A 19,333-nucleotide genomic window follows, 5' to 3' on the forward strand; every position below is an offset into this window, starting at 1 on the left:
ATTCGGAAAAGTATGAAAATGAAGAAATTAGACATTCCTCCGCTTGGAAAATCTCGTAGAAAAAGAGCTCTTGCAAGCGATTCAAGTAACTGGCATGACACATCTGTCTATGATCATAACCCTCAGCGCGGTCACCACAACCATCACCACAGCAGTCACGGGGATGACCATTACGGTGATTCCAGCGACTCTGGCGATTCGGGAAGCTCAGGAGACTCCGATTCGGACTAGCCCTTTCTTAACCAAATCAGCCTGTTTAATTATCAAGGAGGTTGTGTATGGGAACTATCATCACTATTTTTATATTCGTAATTGTCGTTATCTTTCTTTTTTCTGCTTTCTCCCACGAATCTCGCAACAGGAACCAGCGCAGGCGTCGACATGACAACCATGACACTAGCTATAGCGGCTTTGCTAGCGATTCCTCTTCATTTGAGGATCATCGTCATCATGGTGGTCATCATCATGGAAGTCATCATGGAAGTCACCACCATGGAGGTCATAGTGATCACGGAACATCTAACGATAGTGGCGGAGGGAGTAGCGGAGGCGGAGATTCTGGCGGTGGTGGTGGCGATGGTGGCGGAGGCGGCGGGGACTAAGCCAACGCTACTCGGAATAACCAGCCTTTCTCATACGGCGACTCATAGAGTATTCCCGTTGCCCGCTCGATCAGTATGTTCACAGCGACTACTTCACCCGTTACAGGAGAGAATAAATCGTGTTCATCTACCGCGGTTTCAAGGGAGCTCATGAACGCACCTTCCGTTAATTTCATACCTTTTTCTGGAAGTTCAATGTATAGAATCATGCCCCATTTCTCTAATGCATGCTCGGTTAACCCTATAACCGCTTCATTGCCTTCTTGACGTATCCAATACAAATCTTCCGTCATCCTGTCATCCATCGTCTGTTCTCCTTATAAAGAAAGGCCCCTCCGCCCGCATTCGCATGCTAACCGAGGGGCCTTCCTATTGAGTTAAAACTTATTTAACAACCAAGTTTTTGTCGCCTGGTTTCCAGTTCATTGGGCACAATCCGCCGGATTGAAGCGCTTGAAGCACACGAAGTGTCTCTTCTACGCTGCGACCTACGTCGTTGTGGTTAACAACTTCGTATTTCAATTCGCCTTCTGGATCGATGATGAACAGACCGCGAAGCGCGATACCTTCTTCTTCGATTAGAACGCCATAGTCACGTGCAACGGATTTTGTGATGTCTGCAGCAAGTGGGAATGCCAATTTGCCAAGACCGTTGTCGTTAATTGGTGTGTTGATCCACGCTTTGTGAGTGTGGATGCTGTCAATGGAAACACCAAGAATTTCAGTGTCCAATGCTTTGAATTGATCAGCAGCATAGCTAATCGCTGTGATTTCAGTTGGACATACAAATGTGAAGTCCAATGGGTAGAAGAAAAGAACTAACCATTTTCCTTTGTAATCAGACAAAGATGCTTTACCAAATCCTGTACCATCACCTGTAGCTGTCTCCATTGTGAAATCAGGAGCTTGTTTACCAACTAAACGTTCTGCCATGGGTATAATTCCTCCTCAAAATCTATCTAAATTCTATATTATCCGTATAAAATGGTACCATCCACCTACCTGAAAGTCAATAATTAGATCGTATACTAGATAATAATTATTTTAATCCAATAGGGAGTACCATCGATTGACACATTCATCTCTCTGCATACGTTTTTGTTGTAAAAAAGCCCGCATTCCCGAAGCAAAACCGCTTCGGAAAATACGGGCTTATTTGTATGATTATTTGCGCATAGCGTCAACGATTAATTGACCCATTGCCAATGTACCGATTGCTGTGCTCTTATCTACTGCGATGTCGCCAGTACGGTGACCAGCGTCTAACACTTCTTTCACCGCGCGCTCGATGGAATCCGCAGCTTCGTGGTAGCCGAACGTCAAACGGAACATCAAAGCAACGGAAAGGATTGTTGCAATTGGGTTAGAGATACCTTGACCTGCGATATCAGGCGCAGATCCGTGTACCGGCTCGTACAAGCCGAATGCACCTTCGCCAAGGGAAGCGGATGCCAGCATTCCGATGGAACCTGTCAGCATCGCTGCTTCGTCGCTCAAGATGTCACCGAACATGTTCTCAGTTACGATAACATCGAAGGAGGACGGACGGCGAAGCAATTGCATCGCACAGTTATCAACCAATACGTGCTCAAGCTCAACATCTGGGTAGTCAGCCGATACGCGGATGACGACTTCACGCCATAGGCGGGATGTTTCAAGTACGTTCGCTTTATCAACAGAAGCAAGTTTCTTGCGACGTGTGCGTGCGATGTCAAACGCTTGGCGCGCGATACGCTCAACTTCTTTCTCGCTGTAAGCACAAGTATCAACCGCTTCTTGACCGTTAGCTGTTTCACGACGGAATTTCTCACCGAAGTAAATACCGCCAGTCAACTCACGAACAACGATCAAATCCGTACCTTCAAGAACTTCTGGTTTCAATGTAGAAGCTTCTTTCAAGCAATCGAAGATGAACGCAGGACGAATGTTGGAGAACAAGCCAAGCGCTTTACGAATACCTAGAAGACCTGTTTCTGGACGAAGCTCTTTGGAATTGTTATCCCATTTCGGACCACCAACGGCTCCAAGAAGTACAGCGTCTGCGGATTGACAGACTTTCAATGTTTCTTCCGGAAGAGGTGTACCTTTCTCATCAATCGCGATACCACCGAAAAGCGCGTGTTCTGTTTCAAATTGATAGCCGAATAATTCTTCCGTACGCTTCAATACTTTTTCTGCTTCTGCAACGACTTCTGGACCAATACCGTCCCCAGCGATTACCGCAATCTTTTTAACATCAGCCATGACAATCATTCACTCCTTATTTTAGCAAACCTAGTTTGTTAGTCTTCCAATCGTTTATATCCTGACCTCATTGTACCATAAGATAACACCCTACTTTAGATATAAAAGCTATCGCTTTGATAGTTTATTCCTATAATGCGAGTTATAAAAAAAACCTCTCTTGTTTTAGGCAAGAAAGGGATAACACATTAGCTAGGTTTAATAATCATGAAGATGAACAAAATGACACCCACCGTAGATGCCGCATAGAAATAGTTCCGGGCCTTAACCCATAGCAGCAACTGCTCACCGGGGAGTGAAGTCGCTTTCTGATTAGAAGGATCCAACACCCAGCCTCCGAGTTTTTTCTGATTAGGCGTTGCAAAGCCGATAGCAATAATTTGAATGATGACATAAGCCACAAGCGAGCCGATCAACCAAATTTGCATGATAGAGCCATAATCGCCTAACCAAATCAACAATAGACCTGTTAGCACAGCAAGGCTGCCGCCGATTTTCGGAAACATTTCCAATCGACTTCCCACGCGCAAGGACATCCGTAACTCTTCAAGCGTTTGATCTTTTCTAAGCAACACATGAGCAAAAAAAGTTGGACCAACTCCGATAATGGCAGACAACACATGAATGAGAACTAGGAACTTCACACCGTTCACCTCTTCCTTGTAATATATAAACGACACAGTTTATAAGATACAATCCGGAAGCTGAATATGCTATGATGGCCCTCACCATTACTGTATTTTATTACCATATAAATGATTAAGATTTCATCAAATTTTATCGTCATTCCCAGCGGTCAGCAACGGTTCATACATCATAATCGCATGGTTATCCGTCACCCACTCATCCCTTACCAAATGCCCTTCTCTATTCAAGACTCTGCGGTGAATTTCATTGTGCCTGACATATCCACCCCAGTATTCCCGCGTAATTCTATGGTTCTTTTCATGTATCTCATACCGATGTAAATTAGGGCTAAGTGTAAGCCATTCACCAACCAAATGGGTATCCGAAACATGGATCTTCAACTGATACGGTTCTTGTGTCTCATTCCTAATCTGCAAATCTAAGTAATTGTAATAACACGTTGCTCCACTCCCAAAAGGTTGCGATCTCCCCGCATCTGGAAATACATCATAACTATGTCGATACCTCTCCGTTACCGTAAGCGGCGTGTGCAGGGTCATCCAGTAGATTAGATTCGAAAGCTGGCATAAACCGCCCCCAACTCCCGTCTTCACCTTCCCATGAAAGAGAACCATCCCATCAACGTACCCCTTCCTGCGGGTAGTACTGCCAATTAAGCGCCAATAGGAAAAAGTCTCACCAGGCTGTAGAATCACACCATTTAACTGTTTGACTGCTACCTTCAAGTTGATCACCTTATTATGCTGGAGCCACATATCTACATCCTTCAATTGTCTTAAAAGAGGGGTACGATGCGTAAAAGCTACCTCTGGCAGCAATTGATCTTGTTTACGTGTTGCATATTGTTTCCCATCGAAAAACCAGGCCAAATATCGTTTCAAACGATACGCTTTGATCCCTAGATATATCCTGGCTCGACTTCGGTGGATCGGCTTTAAGGGCTTACTCATTTCGTGAAGGTCCCCTTTCATCACATCCTATTTCCATCTTAGTTTCAAAATAATGCCAAGTCAACGGACTCAAAATCCAACTTGCTAACGCTATTATCTCTATGATAAAGTGGATAAAAATGGTAGTGAAGCACACGCCGCTTTTCTAGTTCAGCTTTTGCTGATGCTAGGGAGCGGCTTCTTTATTTTCTAAAAAGGAGGCGAATTGCATTATGTCAGTATTCGATACATCTTATGAGACATTCCTGCAGGAACATTTTAGCAAACGTAAAGGTGAAAGATTGCGCAGATTAATGGAAGGGCATGGTCATGCCGAGCGATTATTTTTGAAACAAGTGTGGTGGAGAGCATTAGGTGAGTTTCTATATTTGCATCCTGAATTTGAAATTAAAGATTTCCGAGATGGAACTCGTTATATCGATTTTGCCTACATCAGACAAGGGCTGAAGCTTGCTATCGAAATTGATGGGTACACCACCCACGCCAGCCAGATCAGTCGAACAGAATTCTCCGATGGACTTATTCGTCAAAATCATATGATGATCGACGGATGGAAAATATTGCGTTTTTCATATGATGATGTGAAGAATCGCCCTCGTATGTGCGAGCAGATCATCCTGCAATTTATTGGGAAATATTTCAGTGAACAGCATGGGGCGAGCGAACAATATGGGGAGCTAAGTATCGTTGAAAAAGCGATTTGTCGGCTAGCCCTCTCACAAGGAAAAGCGATCTCTCCTCGTCATGTTTCTGAACTTTTGCAGTTCGGATCTAAGAAATCAAGGAACATCCTCCACCAGATGAAAGAGAAGCAGATTCTCATCCCCGTGGTTGAAGGGCAGCAACGGATTAGATTCTATCAATTACACCCCACAGTTGCCAGCCAGATGGTTAGGTGAGTGGCTGCGCCCACGTGCGCCGCGAGCACTTCAATAGCGCCCAAAAGCGGCGCTATTCCTCTCGCTCTCGATCACGCAGCCGGCGCGCCTCGCTTTAAGGCCCTTTTCGGGCCTTATCTGTGCCCACGTGCGCCGCGAGCACTGCAATAGCGCCCAAAAGGGGCGCTATTCCTCTCGCTCTCGATCGCGCAGCCTGTGTGCTTCGCTTTAAGGCCCTTTTCGGGCCTTATCTGTGCCCTCGTGCGCCGCGAGCACTTCAATAGCGCCCAAAAGCGGCGCTATTCCTCTCGCTCTCGACCGACGCAGCCGGCACGCCTCGCTTTAAGGCCCTTTTCGGGCCTTATCTGTGCCCACGTGCGCCGCGAGCACTTCAATAGCGCCCAAAAGGGGCGCTATTCCTCTCGCTCTCGATCGCGCAGCCGGCGCCCGCGCGGCGCACAAAAAAACACCCAAAGCCAACGGCCTTGGGTGCTGCGCTTATGCATTTTGCAAATAGGATTCCATCGCCTTTGCGAGCTTTTTCATGCCCAGAACGGTCGTTTCTTTGTCCGTATGCGTGTAGTTCAGGCGCATGGTGTTGTACTGCGGATTCTCCGCGTAGAACGTAGCACCGGGAACAAAGGCAACGCCTTCTTTCACCGCGATTTTTAACAAATCGGCTGCGTTAATTTGCTCAGGAAGCTCGACCCAAATGAACATGCCGCCCTTTGGCTCTTCCCATTTCAGACCCGGCCAGTTCAACTCTGTGAGCAGTCCTGACATGAACTTCATCCGATCCAGATACTGTTCACGGATCAAGGAAATATGAGCATCCAGATCAAAATGCTCAAGCAAATGATACAACGTTTGCTGATCAATCGTGCTGGAATGCAGATCCGCCGATTGCTTGAAGCGAGCAACTTGACGAATGATTGACTCATCACCCATGATCCAGCCTGTACGGAAAGCAGGTGCAACGGTTTTGGAGAATGTGCTCGTGTATACAACATTCCCGCCTTCTGCTTTGCCACCTAGCGAATAGACAGTCGGGTAGCTTTCGCTCTCGTCAAACTGGATTTCCCCGTAAGGGTCATCTTCCAGAATCAGTACGTCAGCACCGCGGCAAATATCCAGCAAGCCTTGGCGGCGTTCCAAGCTCCACGCACGACCCGCTGGGTTCGAGAAGGTTGGAATGACATAGACCATTTTCGGATTATACTGTGCAATTTTAGCTGCCAAATCCTCGAGAATCATGCCGTCATTGTCGCTATCGACTGAGACGATTTTCGCGCCTTTGGCTTGATACACTTGGATCGCTGCCAAATAGGTCGGACGTTCAACAAGGATAACATCGCCTTCATCAATATATACGCGTGTCAAAAGGTCAATTGCTTGTTGTGACCCCGTCGTTAACAGCATTTCGTCTGGGGTAACCAGCATGTTCTTCGCTGCCATCCGTTTGCATAAGGATTCGCGCAAAGGCTTGTAGCCTTCTGTTAACCCGTATTGCAGCGCAGACTTTCCGCCGCCAATAACTCTTGTGAACGCTTCGCTAACCGCGTCTAAGGGAAAAAACTCTTCAGCAGGCAATCCGCCAGCAAAGGAAATAATCGAGCTCCCTTGCGTCAACTTAAGAATTTCTCTTACTGCTGACGATGAGAAGCCTTCCAACGATTTAGAAAATCGATATTTCATACAGGGACGCATCCTTTCGCATTTGTAGAAAGCACCCCTCCTCGATACATGGAGGTGAGGTGCTAATCCGGGTTGCCATAATAGCTAAGAGCTTATATTAACGTTACGTTGCTTCTATTACTTGTTGGGTTTTTGCGTTTATCGATTAGTCTGTTCACAGCGTCTAGGTAAGCCTTCGCGCTTGCTTCCAGAATGTCCGTCGAAATACCGCGTCCTTGTACGGACACGTTATCCTGTTTCAGAACAACGTGAACTTCACCCAGCGCATCTTTCCCGTGTGAAACGGATTTGATGGAGTAGTCATCCAGTTCGACGTTTTCTTTCGTTGCTTTATCAATCGCATTGTAAATCGCATCAACGGAACCATTGCCTACCGCGCTCTCAGCCACTTCGCTGCCATCTTGAAAGCGAACATGAACCGTTGCAGTTGGTGTCATTTGGTTACCGTAGGCAACTTGAAGCGTGCCAAGCGCGAAAATTTCCGGAGTCTCAATCAATTTTTCTTCGATTAGAGCACGGATATCTTCGTCTTCGACTTGCTTCTTACGATCTGCCAAATCCTTGAACTTGGCAAAAGCCACGTTTACTTGCTCGTCGCCGAGTTCGTAACCAAGATCAATGAGCTTCTCACGGAACGCGTGACGTCCGGAGTGTTTCCCCATAACGAGCTTACTTTCCTTCACGCCGATCGTTTCAGGAGACATAATCTCGTACGTTGTTTTTTCTTTGAGCATACCATCCTGATGGATGCCGGACTCATGCGCGAAGGCGTTAGCGCCAACAATCGCCTTATTGCCTGGAACCACCATGCCTGTCAGCTTGCTGACAAGACGGCTTGTGCGGTAGATCTCGTTCAACACAAGCGAAGTTTTCGCTTGGTAGAAGTCCTGGCGTGTTTCCAGCGCCATGACAACTTCCTCGATCGAGGTGTTCCCTGCGCGCTCGCCAATCCCGTTGATGGTGCCTTCAATTTGATCAGCACCGTTCAATACAGCTGCGAGCGCGTTCGCAGTTGCCATGCCAAGATCGTCATGGCAGTGCGCGCTCAATTGAATTTTTTCAATGCCTGGGACTGTTTCCTTCAGCATTTTGAAAATATTACCGTAATCATACGGTGTCATATAGCCGACCGTATCTGGAATATTCACAACAGATGCGCCAGCACGAATCGCCATGCTCGTCACTTCAGCGATGAAGTCCAGCTCCGTACGCCCAGCATCCTCGAGTGAAAACTCGATTTTGCTGAAATACTTCTTCGCATATTTAATCGCAGCTTCAGCTGTTTCGAGCACTTGGTGCTTCTCCATCCGCAGCTTATGCTGACGGTGAATCGGAGACGTGGCAAGGAATAGATGAATGCATGGATCTTGTGCACCTTGAAGCGCTTCACGTACAGCCTCAATATCATTCTCTCTCGCACGGGACAAGCCGATAACAGAAGCGTTCTTAATCGCTCTAGCGACCGCGTTCACGCCAGCTAAATCTCCTGGGGATGCCGCAGGAAAACCAGCCTCCATACGATCCACACCCAGCTTCTCCAGCTGCAAAGCGATTTCGACCTTCTCCTGCATATTCAAGTTCACACCTGGTGATTGCTCTCCATCACGAAGGGTTGTATCAAAAATATAAATTTTACGCACCATGTCACCTCCTGTGAGTATCATTTTTCCAAGTCGTTATAGTATTCACAGGGAGCAATTGGGAAATTCTCCTCAATCACTCCCTGTGGAATGTATAGCTATAAAATTCAATAATGCCTAATAATTATTTTTTGATCCAGTGCATCATTTCGCGTAATTGGGAACCAACAACCTCGATTGGGTGTGCTGCTTCGTTACGACGCGTAGCGTTCATGAATGCAAAGTTGGATTGGTTTTCCAAGATGAAGTCGCGAGCGAATTTACCTTGTTGGATGTCAGTAAGAACTGCTTTCATTTCTTTCTTCGTTTCAGCTGTGATGATACGAGGACCTGTTACATAGTCACCGTATTCTGCTGTGTTGGAGATGGAGCTGCGCATGGAAGCAAGTCCGCCTTCATACATCATATCTACGATCAATTTCAATTCGTGCAAGCACTCAAAGTAAGCCATTTCTGGTGCATAGCCCGCTTCAACCAATGTTTCGAAACCAGCTTTAACTAGTTCAGAAGCACCGCCGCAAAGAACTGCTTGCTCACCGAACAAGTCTGTTTCTGTTTCTTCTTTGAACGTAGTTTCGATAACGCCTGCACGTGTACAGCCGATACCTTTTGCATAAGCAAGACCGATTGCTTTTGCATTGCCAGTCGCATCTTTCTCGATTGCGATTAGACCAGGTACACCAAAGCCTTCAACGTACGTACGACGTACCATGTGACCAGGGGATTTAGGAGCTACCAAGAATACATCTGTACCTTCAGGAGCAACGATTTGTCCGAAGTGGATGTTAAATCCGTGGGAGAACATGATTGCTGCGCCTTTTTTCATGTTCGGTTGAATGGACTCTTTGTATACGCGAGCTTGCGTTTCATCCGGCATCAAAATTTGGATAACATCAGCGCGTTGTGCTGCTTCTTCTACAGATACAACTTCGAAACCATCGTTTTTAGCTGCGTTCCATGAACGGCCTTCACGAAGACCGATAATAACGTTCAAACCACTGTCACGCAAGTTTTGTGCTTGTGCGTGCCCTTGGGAACCATAACCAACAACCGCAATCGTTTTACCTTTAAGTACCGCTAAGTCTGCATCTTTTTCATAGTAAGTAGTAACTGCCATTCGAATAAATCCTCCTTTGATATAATGAATCCGTTTTGTCTACCCCTTGAGTGGGTGTTTCAACGATTTACCGTGGTACCTCGCTGAAACCCCCACTCAAGGAGAAGTTATTGCTGATAGATCTCTTGGCTTTTCCTGGTAAAAATTTATTTAACCGAACCGCGAATCATCGCAGTAACGCCCGTACGGGAAAGCTCACGAATGCCATAAGGACGAAGCAATTCGACCATAGCATCTATTTTATCTGAATCTCCAACAACTTGCACGATTAATGAAGCAGGACCGATATCGACAACTGCCGCACGGAATGTTTCTACGATACCAAGAATTTCTGGGCGCATGATCGGTTCAGCATTTACTTTGATAAGTGCGAGTTCTCTGGCTACCATTGGATTGGAGCTCAGATCAACAACCTTGATAACGTCAATCAACTTGTACAACTGCTTGGAGATTTGCTCCAATGTGTTGTCATCACCCGTGGTTACGATAACCATCCGGGAAAGTCCGTTTTCTTCGGACTCTCCCACGGTGATGCTTTCAATGTTAAAACCACGGCGTCCGAACAAACCAGATACACGTTGCAGGACACCAGGCTGATTGTTTACGAGTACGGAAACTGTATGTTTAGTTGTCATTCCGAATCCCCCATTAACATGTCACTAATTGTATCGCCCGCTTTAACCATTGGGAACACGTTCTCGCCCTTCGGTACGACGAAATCAATAACGACAGGCCCCGGTGTATCGAGGGCTTCCTGCCATACTCTTCTCGCTTCTTCTTTCGTCGTTGCGCGCAAGCCTTTCACGCCGTAAGCTTCTGCAAGCTTCACGAAATCAGGGCTTCCTGCCAAGTCAATGTGACTATAGCGATTGTCATAAATAATCTCTTGCCATTGGCGAACCATCCCAAGCACTTGGTTGTTGATAATAACAACTTTAACCGGAATGTTGTTGATCGCACAGATCGCAAGCTCTTGCGCACACATTTGAACGCCGCCGTCGCCATTAATGGAAACAACTAGTTTATCCGGGTTCCCCATTTGAGCGCCGATCGCCGATGGGAATCCGAAGCCCATTGTTCCAAGTCCACCTGATGTTACTAGGGAGCGAGGGTTTTTGAATTTATAGAACTGCGCGGCCCACATTTGATGCTGACCTACGTCCGTTGTAACGATCGCTTCACCTTTCGTTGTTTCGCTGATCATTTCAATAACGTATTGCGGTTTAAGCTCAGTTTCGGTTTCGCCGTATTTCAACGGGAACTTCTCTTTGCTTTCTTGCAGCTCAGCAATCCATGCTGCGTTATTCGCAGGTTTCGCTTTCGTATTCGCATACTCCAGAACGGCTTTCACATCACCAACGCATGGGATATCCGTCTTCACGTTCTTGCCGATTTCAGCTGGATCTACGTCGATATGAGCGATTACTTTTACCTTTGGAGCAAAACCATTCAAATTCATCGTCACCCGATCATCGAAACGGGAACCGATGGAGATGAGAAGATCTGCATTTTGAATCGCAGTATTCGCTGTAAATGTTCCGTGCATCCCTGGCATACCGAGCCATAGCTCATGAGCACTAGGGAAGCCGCTTAAACCAAGCAAAGTTGTGGCAACTGGAATCTGTGTTTTATTAACAAATTCGATCAATTCTTTGGAAGCATCCGCATAAACAACGCCGCCACCTGCAATGATGACTGGACGTTCAGCCTCTTCAATGGCTTTGATCAGTTTATCAACTTGCAGTTTATTCGGTTGCACCGTAGGGTTATAACCACGAATGCTTAGATCCTTTGCAGGCTTAAATATCGTTTTATGAGCGGAGACATCCTTTGGTATGTCAATGAGAACCGGGCCCTTACGTCCAGAGTTCGCAATATGGAATGCTTCGTGAATGATACGCGGCAGGTCATTAACGTCTCTTACCAAGTAGCTGTGCTTCGTAATTGGCATTGTAATACCTGTAATGTCAGCCTCTTGGAAAGCATCCGTACCGATGAAGTTCGTTGCAACGTTACCTGTAATAACAACTAGAGGAACAGAATCCATATATGCTGTAGCAATACCTGTGACTAGATTCGTAGCCCCCGGTCCGGAAGTTGCGATACATACGCCAACTTTGCCAGTTGAACGAGCGTAGCCGTCAGCTGCGTGAATAGCGCCTTGCTCATGTCTAGTCAATAAGTGATTGAAATCATCAAAACCGTGCATCGCATCATAGATGTACAATACCGCGCCGCCTGGATATCCAAAGACGCAATCCACACCCTCCAGCAATAAGCTTCTTAGCAAAATCTCGGAACCTGTAATCAGGTCTGGCTGCGTCAGCTTTTCAATTAGTTCTTCTTTAGAGCGTTTTGGTTCAGTTTGAACATTCATTGTGATCCTCCTCTCGAAAAGTCAATTCGTGTTATCGTCTACCATGCCATGAAAATAAGAAAAACCCCTATCATCCCGGACACGCACGTAACGTGTTCAACGGGACGAAAGGGGTTTAAGCTTCCGTGGTACCACCCAAATTTGCTATATGCCTCACAGCACATAACCTTAGCAGGTATGCTCAATCATGAACATTACCCTCAGCACGATAACGTGTGCTCTCCCGGTCCTCCCTACTACGTGCGAACATTCGCATGTTTCAGGAAAACAGCTCCGAGGTGACTTCGTACGTAAGGGATTAAGGCGATGGTTTCAGCAAGTCCAACGCTCTCTGCGCATAAGTGCCCTTATTACTTCTTCCTCTTCATAGCGATTCATTCGTATGCTTCACCATATCAAATATGATTAAAGATTATTATATGCATCCGAAGGCCAATAGTCAATAGGTAGTTCGAATAAAACATTGGGAAGTGAGAGAAGATAATACCAATTCTATGGAAAGTTCTGAGGAGGCCAACGATGAAGACGTCTCTGCAAGTCCCTTTCCCCATGTCTACTTCCTTACAAGACAATGTCAAATGGCTGAAAGATAAACTAGGAAAAAGCTCAGATGTGTACTATCGACAACTAGAAATCGGTGTATATCCAGAAACGAATAGCGTCGCTTTATTTTACATCGATGGACTCGTGCAGAATGAGATTTTGAATGAACATGTGACCAAGCCGCTGCTCAGCGCTCATGAGAATGCCTCCTATTGGCAGCAAGATCTATGCTTCCATGATTTGTTGTGTCAGGCGATTACCATCAGTGAACTAACCATGAGCAAGGAAGGAACTGCTGTACTCGCTGCCCTTCTAGGTGGCAATACCATCCTGATTGCGGATGGCTATGACGAGGTGATTATCGCAGGCACCTCAGGTTGGGAAACGAGAGCCATTGAAGAACCTCAAACACAAACCGTCGTCCGTGGCCCAAAGGAAAGCTTCACAGAGGATATTCGAACGAACACTTCTTTATTACGGAGAAAAATCAGATCTCCTGATCTTCGTTTTATTTCCTTACGCATCGGTCGGTATACACAAACTGAGGTCATCATTGCCTACCTGGAGGGCATTGCCAATGAACGTGTCGTCACAGAAGCCACATCACGATTAGAGCGAATAGATGCGGACAGCATTCTAGAAAGTGGCTATATTGAAGAATATATTGAGGATGTAACGTACTCCCCTTTTCCAACGATTATGAACTCTGAACGCCCAGATGCTGTTGCTGCTGGCATCCTCGAAGGTCAGATCGCCATCCTAGTCGATGGGACACCTTTCGTTTTACAAGCGCCCGTCACTTTTTTCAGCTTCATGAAATCAAGTGAGGACTACTATCAACGCTTTGATATTGCAACATTCGTGCGTTGTGTTCGCTATATCTCGTTTTTCGTCTCCATGCTGCTTCCAGCACTGTATATCGCCATCACAACGTTTCATCAGGAAATGCTGCCAACGACCTTGCTCATTTCCTTGGCCGCACAGCGTGAAGGCGTTCCCTTCCCGGCATTGTTAGAAGCATTGCTCATGGAAGTCACCTTTGAGGTACTTCGTGAAGCTGGTGTACGCATGCCGCGTGTTATTGGTTCCGCCATTTCGATTGTAGGAGCGCTCGTGCTTGGGCAAGCGTCTGTACAAGCTGGATTAGTGTCTGCCGCCATGGTTATCATCGTTTCTTTTACGGCTATCTCGAACTTCGTAACGCCTGCACTCAATATGGCTGTTGCTGCCCGATTAATTCGCTTTGGGCTTATGCTGCTCGCTGGCTCCTTCGGCTTATTTGGCATCCTGACCGGCTGCATGGCCATCTTGATTCACCTAGCATCACTCCGGTCGTTCGGCGTCCCTTATTTGACACCAGTCGCCCCACTCGCTGCTAGCCATATTAAAGATACGTTACTTCGAGTACCGCGTTGGTTAACAGGCATACGTCCGTTTACGCGCTCGAACGCAACAAGAAATAAGCCCTATGATAAGCCTTCTCCACCTAAAAGAGATCGCTACTAAGACATTCTCGGGGAGGATATCGCCATGAAACTGTATGGCAACAGTAGCATGCAGCGTCTGATGATCCTCAGTTTTTGCTGTTTACTACTCACCGGCTGTTGGGATCGCAAAGAATTGAACCAACTTGCTATAACTTCTGCAACCGCTGTAGATTGGGACGGCAAAGTTTGGACCATTTCGTATCAGGTCGTTATCCCGCAATCCATCGCCAATCCCAATACGGGCGGAAGCCCTGGGCAGCAGGCACCTGTCATGGTTTTCTCGACAAGCGGCAGTTCGATTCGTGCTGCTGTCCAAGAATCCAGCTTAGAAATGCCAAGATCGCTATTTTTTGCTCACAATCGTGTGATTGTTATCGGAGAAAAGGCTGCCAAAGAAGGCATTTCCCAACTACTGGATGTCTATCTGCGCAATTCTGATTCACGCGAGACGGTGGGGATACTGATAACGAGTGGCGAAGGGCGAAAAATCCTGGAACAAATTGTCCCCTTAGAAAAAGTACCCGGTGCTGCCATTAAAAACATGATTAGAAACGAAGATATGAATAGCTCCACTTTTAAGCAGGTATCCATCTATCAAATGATGACGACTATCGCCAGTGACGCTCCCTATACGCTCGTTCCCGAAATCACCATTTCTGGAGAAGGTGAGAACAACACGATTGCTGCTCTCAAAAAAACCTCCTTCAGCAATAAGCTGAAACTTGGCAGAATGGCTGTTTTCAAAAAAGATAAATTAGCCGGCTGGTTTACACCGAGTGAAGAATATGGCATAAGCTGGATTCGCAATACAATCAAAAGAACAACCTTGTATTTTGGATGTACCAAAGACAGTAGAGACATCAAAGCGGCAATTCGAATCGATCGTAATAAGACTAAAATGAAATACATACGCTCCAGCACGGGACGCTTAATTATGCATGTCGACGTAGATACCATGGGCACCATCAATGAGAATGCCTGTATGAATGATCTTACGCAGCCGAAGGAGTTACAAGCTTTCGAAGGGGTCGTAAGCGCAGAAATCACTCGTCTCATGACGGAAGCCTTTCAGAGCGCAGTCAAGAAAAATCTCGATGTATTTCACTTCGCAGATAAGATTCATAAGCATGACCCTACATTCTGGAAGCAAATTAAACCTGATTGGGATGAGCAATTTGCGAACCTGCAATTCGAGTCTGAGGTTAGGGTGAAAATAGCCAGAATCGGCATGAGTGGCCAATCATTCTCGAAAATGATCAAAGATCCCGGAGAGTGAGCCACTAGCAGAGAAAGGAGGCCGAAGGACATCGAAGATCGCATTACGAACTATCAACTCGTCGTTATGATTATCCTATTTGAAATCGGGAGCACCCCGCTATTCGCATTAGGCAGTAGTGCCAAACAAGACTCCTGGATCGCTATGCTTGCTGCAGCTCTCTTTGGATTTCTCTTACTGCTCATGTTTGTCACGATTCAACGACGCGCACCCGATCAAGACATCATCGGACTCCTGCGGCTCTGCTTCGGAAAAATGGCTGGAACCATCATCGGCATTTCCTTTGCCATCTATTTTGCCTATGAATCCATGAGGAACGTCCGCGATTTCGGAGAAATCTCGAACTTAACCTTGCTGAACACAACACCTAAATACATAACGATGATGATCATTCTGCTATTAGCTTCTTATGCCATTCTCATGGGTGTGGATACGCTGTTCCGCGTGACCGAAGCGCTGCTTCCCTTATTGGCTATCAGCTATGGCTTGCTTATTTTCTTGATTAGTATCGCTCATCTCATTCAACTAGATCACTTACTGCCCGTCCTGGAAAATGGCTTTAAACCCGTCCTTCATGCCGCTTTTCCTGATATGGTCTCTTTCCCTTTCGGGCAAACCATCATCTTCTTCATGGTATGGCACATGCTGCCTGAGCAAGGAAAAGTGAAGAAGCTAAGTCTTACGGCTTACACCATCGTCTCCCTCTTCTTAATATTCATGAATGTCATCAATATTACGGTACTCGGCACCACACTTGCTGCCAACAGCACGTTGCCCTTTTTGCAAACGGTACAGCTCATTGAAGTTGGCGATATCTTCGAGCGACTGGATGTACTCGTCACCCTCCTGCTTTTCCTTGGCTTGTTCGTCAAAATGACAACGTTCTTCTGGGGGGCTGTTTATGCCTTCGCACATATTTTCCCCTCACTTCGAAAAGCCACCTGGCTTGTCATCGTGGGCAGTCTCATCTTCATCTCCTCCTTCTTCGAACCCAACTATACCATCCACGTATGGCTCGGACTTAGAATCAGTGTGAAGCTCTACCCCCTATTCCAGGTTGTCATTCCAACCCTCATGTTTATCGTGATGCTCTTTCGGAAAATCCAAGCTCCACAAGCTTCATCTGACGCATGACGCAAAAAAAAGAGCCTGCCCCCTAATGGGGACAAGCTCTTTGGCGTATCTTATCGCTTACGCGTTTACTTTCGCTTTTGCAGCTGTTGCCAAATCGTTGAACGCTTTGGAATCATTCACAGCTAGGTCAGCCAAGATTTTACGGTTAACTTCGATACCAGCCAATTTCAAACCGTGCATCAATTTGCTGTAGCTCAAGCCATTTTGACGAGCGCCTGCATTGATACGAGTAATCCAAAGTCTACGGAAGTTACGTTTTGTTTGACGACGGTCACGGTATGCATATACCAATGACTTCATTACTTGCTCTTTAGCTGTTTTAAATAAACGGTGTTTGGAACCGAAATAACCTTTTGCTAATTTCAAAATTTTCTTACGACGGTGAGCGCGAATAAATCCGCCCTTGACTCTTGCCATTGTGAACTACCTCCTGGGATATATAAATGATGTTCCGTGTTTAAGCTAAGTAACGATTAACCTTTGATAAGGGACAATTGTTGTTGCAGACGACGTACATCGCCAGGAGCCATTACTGGGTTCGTGGACAATACGCGTTTTTGCTTGGATGATTTACCAGAAAGCAAGTGGTTCTTACCTTGTTTGTATCTCATCACTTTGCCTGTGCCAGTGATTTTGAAACGGCCTTTCAGGCTGCTGTGTGTTTTCATTTTCGGCATGTTGTTGTTCCTCCTAATTTAGTATACTCGCCTAAGTTGTCGCTTTTGGCGTTAAGATCATGATCATGCTTCTTCCCTCAAGCTTAGGAGCACGCTCCTGCGAGGAGATTTCAGCAGTTTCTGTAGCAAGGCGCTCAAGCACTTTGCGACCAATCTCCGAGTGCGCAATTTCACGACCACGGAAACGGACGCTGGCTTTCACTTTATCGCCTTCGCCAAGAAACTTAACTGCGTTGCGAAGCTTCGTTTGGAAGTCATGTTCATCGATCGTCGCGCTTAGGCGAATCTCTTTGATATCCACAATCTTCTGGTTCTTACGAGCTTCTTTTTCTTTCTTTTGCGTTTCATAACGGAACTTGCCGTAATCCATAATGCGGCAGACAGGCGGCTTCGCCGTCGGTGCAACGTTTACTAAATCAAGGTTCGCGTCAAGTGCAATTTGAAGAGCTTCGCGAATTGGTGTAATACCAAGTTGTTCTCCGTCAGCCCCGATAAGGCGTACTTCCTTCACACGAATCTCGTCATTAATCATATGGTCTTTGCTAATTGTGTTCCACCTCCATAAAGTATGTAACTCTCTTCCAAATATAAAAAAGATGCGGGCACAGTGGGCCCACATCTTCATCAATAACAGGTCTATAACAAACCTATTGAATGTACATGATGATTCATTCAGACCAGCCAACGTTACGTTAGTCAGGTGAGAAGCGGGCGCTTCTGCTTTACTCGAAATATAATATCATCTCATTCTAGAAAAGTCAACTCACTTGTTTACTTTTCATTTCATCCAATCGAATGACACGCGTATGTTCTGTGTGGCTCCATTGTTTGTTGTTTTGCGTGAAGAACGCATAGAACGTAATTGGCCACCAAGACAGCATGAAAATCGGGTAAAGCAGCAAGTACTTGTAAGTCTTCTTGTTTGCCTTTTCAATCAACATCGCCATCGGAAGCAGCACATAGATCGCCAAGCTGATTGAATTGATCAGCACAGGGTTCACATGAACCAACGCTGAGTTAGCAGTTCCATGATCAGTCATCGATTGAATCCACAACATAACCGTTAGAATGGCACCGAAGAAGAAGTTGTATACATTCGCCGAATAGATCGCCGCGTCAATTTTCACCCAGCTACCCGTCTTAATGCCTTGCCATAGCAATGGGAAGAAGAAACGCTTCGCCACTTCAAAGTGACCTTGCATCCAACGCAGACGCTGCTTTGCAGAAGCACTGAACGTTAGCGGTTTTTCATCATAGACACGCGTATCGTAGTTATACGTAGGTTTAATCCCCATTTGCACACACATCATGGAGAATTCAAGATCCTCAACCAAGCTTGTTGCCCGCCAGCCAACTTGCTTTAATAAAGCGGAGTCGAAGCACATGCCCGTCCCGCCAAGGTAATTGGCAAGCCCTAGATTGGAACGCGGCGTTTGGACAAAACGGTTCGCATAGAAGAACGAGATTGCAAACGAACCTGTAATCCATGAATCATTCGGATTCTTCGTATCTAGATAAGCTTGGATCACGCGGGAACCTGAACAAAGATCATTATTCATGTGAGTTAGATAATCCGGACTCACTAGGTTATCCGCGTCGAACATTACGATGCCATCATACTGGCGCTCGCGTTTCCATAACTCTTTGAGCATCCATTCAATTGCATACCCTTTCCCTCTCAGGTTCGGGTTGTGGCGTTCCATCGCATACACCCCGTGGTGCCTAGCAATGTCAGCCGTGTTATCCGTACAGTTGTCGCAAATCACGAAGATGTCATACATCTCTCTCGGATAATCCAAGGTCTTCAGATTCTCAATCAAGGCCCCAACAACTTGTTCCTCATTATGGGCGGCAACCAATACAGCAAACGATTTCTGCGGAGCAAACATCTTTTTGTTCTTGGGACGATACCAACCAAAAAACGTTAAAAACAACTGATACGCACCGATCAAAGCCAAAAAGACCTGAACGGAAAGCATAATCTTGTCTAGCATGAAGCAAAGTCCCCCTTTTTTTGTGCACGTCAGCTATCTTTTTGTATGCTTAGTGCTTTTATGTACAGGTC

The 19,333-nt window shown here is 46.1% G+C and carries 20 protein-coding genes and 1 other annotated feature; of the genes, 6 read left to right on the forward strand and 14 right to left on the reverse strand.

All coding sequences use genetic code 11. From position 1 onward, the window contains the following. Positions 1 to 18 precede the first annotated feature (18 nt). Both AC58QT_RS12980 and AC58QT_RS12985 read left to right on the forward strand, forming a co-directional pair. Positions 19 to 231, forward strand: a complete 213-nt coding sequence (locus tag AC58QT_RS12980) for a hypothetical protein (RefSeq protein ID WP_497409341.1) — start codon at positions 19 to 21, stop codon at positions 229 to 231. Between the two features lie 47 nt (positions 232 to 278). After that, positions 279 to 602 carry a hypothetical protein gene (locus AC58QT_RS12985; RefSeq protein WP_497409342.1) on the forward strand — a complete coding sequence of 108 codons (324 nt, stop codon included), beginning with the start codon at positions 279 to 281 and terminating at the stop codon, positions 600 to 602. On the opposite strand, the gene AC58QT_RS12990 is transcribed toward AC58QT_RS12985, so the two are convergent. The 5 genes from AC58QT_RS12990 to AC58QT_RS13010 all read right to left on the reverse strand — a co-directional run bounded on the left by AC58QT_RS12990 (position 599) and on the right by AC58QT_RS13010 (position 4,444). Then, positions 599 to 907: a glycine cleavage system H family protein gene (locus tag AC58QT_RS12990; RefSeq protein ID WP_497409343.1), complete on the reverse strand. Its 309-nt coding sequence runs from the start codon at positions 905 to 907 to the stop codon at positions 599 to 601. The two genes, AC58QT_RS12985 and AC58QT_RS12990, sit on opposite strands and share 4 nt — an antisense overlap. A gap of 79 nt (positions 908 to 986) precedes the next feature. Next, positions 987 to 1,535, reverse strand: coding sequence for a peroxiredoxin (locus AC58QT_RS12995; RefSeq protein WP_310501237.1), 549 nt, complete (start codon positions 1,533 to 1,535; stop codon positions 987 to 989). A gap of 231 nt (positions 1,536 to 1,766) precedes the next feature. Continuing rightward, a complete protein-coding gene (leuB, locus tag AC58QT_RS13000) occupies positions 1,767 to 2,846 on the reverse strand; it encodes a 3-isopropylmalate dehydrogenase (protein ID WP_310501238.1) in 1,080 nt (359 codons plus the stop codon). A gap of 188 nt (positions 2,847 to 3,034) precedes the next feature. After that, the gene (locus tag AC58QT_RS13005) at positions 3,035 to 3,490 is read right to left on the reverse strand and encodes a DUF2269 family protein (RefSeq protein WP_497409344.1); all 456 of its coding nucleotides are present in this window, start codon (positions 3,488 to 3,490) and stop codon (positions 3,035 to 3,037) included. 126 nt (positions 3,491 to 3,616) lie between these two features. Continuing rightward, entirely contained in the window at positions 3,617 to 4,444 is an 828-nt protein-coding gene (locus tag AC58QT_RS13010) for a VanW family protein (protein WP_497409345.1), read from the reverse strand. A gap of 212 nt (positions 4,445 to 4,656) precedes the next feature. Here AC58QT_RS13010 and AC58QT_RS13015 point away from each other — a divergent pair, with 212 nt between their 5' ends. Beyond that, positions 4,657 to 5,343 carry a putative endonuclease domain-containing protein gene (locus tag AC58QT_RS13015; RefSeq protein ID WP_497409346.1) on the forward strand — a complete coding sequence of 229 codons (687 nt, stop codon included), beginning with the start codon at positions 4,657 to 4,659 and terminating at the stop codon, positions 5,341 to 5,343. 477 nt (positions 5,344 to 5,820) lie between these two features. Here AC58QT_RS13015 and AC58QT_RS13020 read toward each other — a convergent pair whose 3' ends face one another. From AC58QT_RS13020 to ilvB, 5 genes are all read right to left on the reverse strand, one after another. Beyond that, positions 5,821 to 7,017, reverse strand: coding sequence for an aminotransferase-like domain-containing protein (locus AC58QT_RS13020; protein WP_310501242.1), 1,197 nt, complete (start codon positions 7,015 to 7,017; stop codon positions 5,821 to 5,823). Between the two features lie 92 nt (positions 7,018 to 7,109). After that, positions 7,110 to 8,657 (reverse strand): 2-isopropylmalate synthase, encoded by a 1,548-nt coding sequence (locus AC58QT_RS13025; protein WP_497409715.1) that lies wholly within the window; start codon positions 8,655 to 8,657, stop codon positions 7,110 to 7,112. A gap of 124 nt (positions 8,658 to 8,781) precedes the next feature. Beyond that, a complete protein-coding gene (gene ilvC, locus AC58QT_RS13030) occupies positions 8,782 to 9,774 on the reverse strand; it encodes a ketol-acid reductoisomerase (RefSeq protein WP_497409347.1) in 993 nt (330 codons plus the stop codon). A gap of 146 nt (positions 9,775 to 9,920) precedes the next feature. Then, complete coding sequence (gene ilvN / locus AC58QT_RS13035) at positions 9,921 to 10,409, reverse strand: acetolactate synthase small subunit (RefSeq protein WP_056609108.1); 489 nt, start codon at positions 10,407 to 10,409, stop codon at positions 9,921 to 9,923. Next, on the reverse strand, positions 10,406 to 12,151 hold the full coding sequence (gene ilvB, locus AC58QT_RS13040; RefSeq protein WP_497409348.1) for a biosynthetic-type acetolactate synthase large subunit: 1,746 nt from the start codon (positions 12,149 to 12,151) through the stop codon (positions 10,406 to 10,408). Before ilvB ends, ilvN begins: the two co-directional genes overlap by 4 nt. A 519-nt stretch (positions 12,152 to 12,670) precedes the next feature. On the opposite strand from ilvB, the gene AC58QT_RS13045 reads away from it, so the two are divergent. From AC58QT_RS13045 to AC58QT_RS13055, 3 genes are read left to right on the forward strand one after another with little or no spacing between them, the layout of a single operon-like run. After that, on the forward strand, positions 12,671 to 14,200 hold the full coding sequence (locus tag AC58QT_RS13045) for a spore germination protein (RefSeq protein WP_497409349.1): 1,530 nt from the start codon (positions 12,671 to 12,673) through the stop codon (positions 14,198 to 14,200). Between the two features lie 24 nt (positions 14,201 to 14,224). Continuing rightward, the gene (locus AC58QT_RS13050; protein WP_497409350.1) at positions 14,225 to 15,457 is read left to right on the forward strand and encodes a Ger(x)C family spore germination protein; all 1,233 of its coding nucleotides are present in this window, start codon (positions 14,225 to 14,227) and stop codon (positions 15,455 to 15,457) included. A 42-nt stretch (positions 15,458 to 15,499) separates the two neighbouring features. Next, entirely contained in the window at positions 15,500 to 16,591 is a 1,092-nt protein-coding gene (locus tag AC58QT_RS13055; protein ID WP_497409716.1) for a GerAB/ArcD/ProY family transporter, read from the forward strand. Between the two features lie 57 nt (positions 16,592 to 16,648). On the opposite strand, the gene rplT is transcribed toward AC58QT_RS13055, so the two are convergent. From rplT to AC58QT_RS13075, 4 genes are all read right to left on the reverse strand, one after another. Next, a complete protein-coding gene (gene rplT, locus AC58QT_RS13060) occupies positions 16,649 to 17,008 on the reverse strand; it encodes a 50S ribosomal protein L20 (protein WP_028553998.1) in 360 nt (119 codons plus the stop codon). A 56-nt stretch (positions 17,009 to 17,064) separates the two neighbouring features. Next, positions 17,065 to 17,268 (reverse strand): 50S ribosomal protein L35, encoded by a 204-nt coding sequence (gene rpmI / locus AC58QT_RS13065; RefSeq protein ID WP_068666422.1) that lies wholly within the window; start codon positions 17,266 to 17,268, stop codon positions 17,065 to 17,067. A gap of 31 nt (positions 17,269 to 17,299) precedes the next feature. Further along, entirely contained in the window at positions 17,300 to 17,800 is a 501-nt protein-coding gene (infC, locus tag AC58QT_RS13070) for a translation initiation factor IF-3 (protein ID WP_056609101.1), read from the reverse strand. Between the two features lie 52 nt (positions 17,801 to 17,852). Continuing rightward, positions 17,853 to 17,997 (reverse strand) — a sequence feature (ribosomal protein L20 leader region). A 29-nt stretch (positions 17,998 to 18,026) separates the two neighbouring features. Continuing rightward, positions 18,027 to 19,262: a glycosyltransferase family 2 protein gene (locus tag AC58QT_RS13075; RefSeq protein WP_497409351.1), complete on the reverse strand. Its 1,236-nt coding sequence runs from the start codon at positions 19,260 to 19,262 to the stop codon at positions 18,027 to 18,029. Between the last annotated feature and the right edge of the window lie 71 nt (positions 19,263 to 19,333).

The organism is Paenibacillus sp. J31R109 (assembly GCF_059692055.1).